The 3714-nt window shown below is 64.9% G+C and carries 5 protein-coding genes and 1 pseudogene; 3 read left to right on the top strand and 3 right to left on the bottom strand.

Features of this window, described 5'->3' with window-relative positions; genetic code table 11:
* Together EOA23_RS32550 and EOA23_RS32545 are read left to right on the top strand one after the other, a co-directional pair.
* The coding region (locus EOA23_RS32550; RefSeq protein WP_210212516.1) for a hypothetical protein at positions 1-226 on the top strand (226 nt) is incomplete at its 5' end.
* Between the two features lie 78 nt (positions 227-304).
* Positions 305-571 carry a hypothetical protein gene (locus tag EOA23_RS32545; protein ID WP_127307088.1) on the top strand — a complete coding sequence of 89 codons (267 nt, stop codon included), beginning with the start codon at positions 305-307 and terminating at the stop codon, positions 569-571.
* Positions 572-670: 99 nt separating this feature from the next.
* Here the strand turns inward: EOA23_RS32545 and EOA23_RS32540 are convergent, their stop codons facing one another.
* The 3 genes from EOA23_RS32540 to EOA23_RS32530 all read right to left on the bottom strand — a co-directional run bounded on the left by EOA23_RS32540 (position 671) and on the right by EOA23_RS32530 (position 3109).
* The gene (locus tag EOA23_RS32540; protein ID WP_126064633.1) at positions 671-964 is read right to left on the bottom strand and encodes a hypothetical protein; all 294 of its coding nucleotides are present in this window, start codon (positions 962-964) and stop codon (positions 671-673) included.
* A gap of 157 nt (positions 965-1121) precedes the next feature.
* Positions 1122-2366: an ATP-binding protein gene (locus EOA23_RS32535; RefSeq protein WP_127307087.1), complete on the bottom strand. Its 1245-nt coding sequence runs from the start codon at positions 2364-2366 to the stop codon at positions 1122-1124.
* Positions 2363-3109, bottom strand: a complete 747-nt coding sequence (locus tag EOA23_RS32530) for a response regulator (protein WP_127307086.1) — start codon at positions 3107-3109, stop codon at positions 2363-2365. Before EOA23_RS32530 ends, EOA23_RS32535 begins: the two co-directional genes overlap by 4 nt.
* A 211-nt stretch (positions 3110-3320) precedes the next feature.
* On the opposite strand from EOA23_RS32530, the pseudogene EOA23_RS32525 reads away from it, so the two are divergent.
* Positions 3321-3714: pseudogene (locus EOA23_RS32525) on the top strand (hypothetical protein); the annotation flags it as partial.

The following is a 3714-nucleotide window of genomic DNA, read 5'->3' as shown; positions in this document are numbered from 1 at the left end:
ACCACGCGCTCACGTAGATCCGTCGACAATGCCATTCATGCTGGCCTCCTTCCCAGCAGGAACGGTGAATCAGAAAATCGCTGATTTGGGAATCCTCAACGACTCCAAACATTTTCATCCCGCTCTAAGCGTCGCGCTGCCCGTGTTGCGCATTTACGGCGACGGCTGCGGTCAGCTCCGCAGTTCGATCGAGCATCCGCATCCAGGGCTGGAAACGCGCCGTTAACGTCGTTGGCAGTCAGCGGAGGCTGGTCTTGGCTCGAAAGTGTAGGGTTCAGTTGGCTCCTCAACGGTGGAGGCGCGGATGAACCTGCTTCGGACTGCGCTCTTATGCGCGGCAATGGTCGGCCTGGCCGGGCTGCAGCCCGTCCGCGCCGAGGATCAGCCCACCCAGCCGAACGGCGACGCGGCGCAGCCGCCCGTTCACTGCGAGGGACAGAATTGCCTGCCGCCGAGGAACGACCCGGCTTTGGAGTGCAAGGGGCAGGATTGCACGCCGGCTCCGGCGACCAACCAGCCGACCGGTCCGGAGATTAAGCCGGTAGGCCCGGAGATTAAGAAGGTCAAGTGAGGGGCAACGGGCGCCTTGTGGCAGAAACGGAATGCCGCCGCCCTCACCAGGTCACGTTGACGCTCCAAAAAAGCGGCAGAGCGGAGCGGCGAGCACCGATCAATCCGGAACCATCGGCGCCGGCTCTTCGCAGCGATAGACCATGCACTGCCCGTCACGGGTCGGGACATAATCGACCATCGGCACGTAGGGAGCATCGCACTCATTGCCGAACTGGCGGACATAGCGCTCATACGTGTTCGCCCCCGTTGTCAGCACCACCGCATGCCGGCTCTGGATCAGCGCCTGGGTCTGCGCACAGGTCATTGTGCGCGTGTCGGGTCGTGCATCGGCGAAATTTGTGGCGGCAACGATCATCGCTGCCGCGCAAAACGCAATCTTGCCTATGGGCATGGTGGCATCCTCGCAAAACATCGTATCGCCAAATTCGCATCGTGCGATGCCGCTCCGCAACGGTGGCGCGGTCACGATGCAGCGAGCGAAGCCTTGAAAGCAGTTGAAACCCCGCGCCCATTCCCTGGAATTGCCCGAGGACAAATGACGTCCGAGGTCAGGCTGTTGCAAAAACCACTGTCTGCAGCAAGCCTCCCCCCGGCCGGTTCTCCAGCGTGATCGAGCCGCCATAGCGCTCGATGATCTCCTTGGCTATGGCGAGACCCAGCCCCGCGCCGGGGATGAACTGCGTGCGCGCCGGATCGACCCGGAAGAACGGCTCGAAGGCCTTGTTCAACAGGTCCGGCGGAATGCCGGCGCCGCGGTCGGCGATGGTGAGAACCGCCTGGCCGCCTCGCCGCGCAAGCGCGATGGTGCAGCTCTTGCCGTGCGTAGCGGCGTTGACGATCAGGTTGCGCAGCGCCCGGCGCAAGCCGAGCGCGCCGGCCTTGACGAATACATGGTCGAGATAGTCGATCGTCACCGCATGGCCGAGCGAGACCATTTCGACCTCGATATCGCGGACTATCCGGTCCAGTTCCACCGGCTCGACCGCATCCTGGTTCACCTCTTCGCGCACGAGGCGGATGGCGCTGTCGGCGATACGGTCGAGCTCGTCGAGGTCGCTCAACCATTTCTCGCGGTCCTCCTCGAGGAATTCGGCGCGGAGCCGCATCCTGGTCATCGGCGTCCTGAGATCGTGGCCGGCCGCCGCGACCAGGCGCATGCGGCTTTCCATCGCCGTCTTCAATCGTGCCGACAGCTCGTTGAGCGCATGGGCGGTGGCCCTCACCTCGGCCGAGCCTTTCTCCGGCAAAGTCGCCAGCATGCCATCCGAGCCGATCTTGCTGACGGCAGTTTCCAGCATTTCCAGCGGCCGAACCAGCACGCCAGTGAAATAGATCGATACCGGCGTGGCGCCGAGCACGATCAGGGCCATCCAGCCGGCGAACCCGTACCAGACATCGCGCGGCGGGCCTACGTCGGGAACATCGACGATCATCCAGCGATGGTCAGGCAAAGCGACCGAGGCGATCATCCCGGGTTGCTCGGCCCTGCGGCTGACGACCGCCGAAACATCGAGACCGTTCTGGCGCAGCATGTCGTTCAGCACCCGCGTGTGCTTGCGGTCCTCGAAACCGGGCGCCGGACGATCGCTGATCGTCACCGGCGCATCGCCGCTGCTCGGCACGTGGCCTGGAACCAGTTTTATCATATACTGGATCTGGTGCGCCAGCGGCCCCATCGTCAGCTCCGGCGACGGCCCGCCGAGCACCTTGACGGCGACAAAGGTGGCAAGCCCGACCACGCCCAGAATCGAAACGACCAGAAGAATGATCAGCCGGCGGCGCAGCGAAGTCATGGCTCGACATCCGTCGTCGGGACGCGATACTCCGCCGTCTCGACTCGCGCGGTTAGCTGATAGCCGCCATTGCGCACGGTCTTGAACAATGCCTCCTCGCCCGCTTCGGCGAATTTCCGGCGCAGCCGGCTCATCAGCACGTCGACGGACCGGTCGAGTGGCTCGCGCTCGCGCCCTTGCGTCAGATCGAGCAGCTGGTCGCGCGACAAAAGCCGCCCCGGCCGGTCGAGAAAGACCTGCAGCAGATCGAACTCCGCGCCGGTCAGGTCGACCAGGGCGCCATCGGCATCCATCACCTTTCGCGTGTCCGGCTCCAGCCTGTAGCCGGCGAAATGATAGACGCGAACCTTGGGCGGGGCGGCTTCGTCCGGGGCCGAGCGCCTGAGCACCGCACGGATGCGGGCCGAAAGCTCGCGCGGGTTGAACGGCTTGCCGAGGTAGTCGTCGGCGCCGAGTTCCAGGCCGATGATACGGTCGACATCTTCCTTCAGCGCCGTCAGCAGGATGACCGGAATGTGCGGCTTGCGATCGCGCAGGCTCCGGCAGATGTCGAGACCGGAGCCGTCCGGCAGCATGACGTCGAGCACGATCAGGTCGAACTGGCCGGAGCCGAGCTTCAGCTCGCATTCGCGCCGGTCCGCCGCCACCGACACGCGAAAGCCCTGCCCGTCAAGATAGCGCCCGAGCAGCGTCCTGATCTCGCGATCATCGTCCACGACGAGGATGTGGGGTTGTGTCTGCATGTCTGCCCGCTTGCCTTTTCGTTCCTGATTATAGGGAGCGACGCCGCCAAGCGGCATGGAAAATTGCAACGGAACGTTTCCAAAACCCCGCCGGAAACATTCGGAAACAAATCTCCTTTTTCTGGAAACCTTCGGCAACGCGCCGAAGCAAAGCGGCAAAAGACGCTTCCTATCCTCCCGGCATCCGAAGTATGCATGAAAGGATCACGTCATGCGAAGCAGACTTCTGGCGCTCGGCCTGTTCTCGGTCGCGGCCGTCCACCCGGTGTTCGCCGGCCAGCCGGAGCCCGGCGCCGCACCCGCGGACGAGCCGCCGGCAATCGGCCGGCAAGACGATGCCGGTCCCGGCCCGATGAAGCCGTGGCCCGGTCAGCGCTGGGCGATGCGTCAAGGCCCGGAAGACTTCGGCCCGCGCCGCATGGGACCGCCGCCGGAATTTCTCGCTGCTCGGCTCGCTTCGCTCGAGACCCGGATCGGCATCCGCTCCGAGCAGCTCGATGCCTGGCGCGACTATACCAGCGCGCTGCAGGCGGCGCTGGCGCCACCGCCGCGGCCCGATTTCGCCCCGCCCGGCCGCTCGCCTGACGCCGCCGCCGGTGGCGAGC

This window comes from Mesorhizobium sp. M2A.F.Ca.ET.042.01.1.1 (assembly GCF_003997405.1).
Classification (GTDB): Bacteria; Pseudomonadota; Alphaproteobacteria; order Rhizobiales; family Rhizobiaceae; genus Mesorhizobium.
The sequence above is the reverse complement of the archived record's forward strand: the minus strand, read 5'-3'. Positions and strand labels throughout refer to the sequence as shown.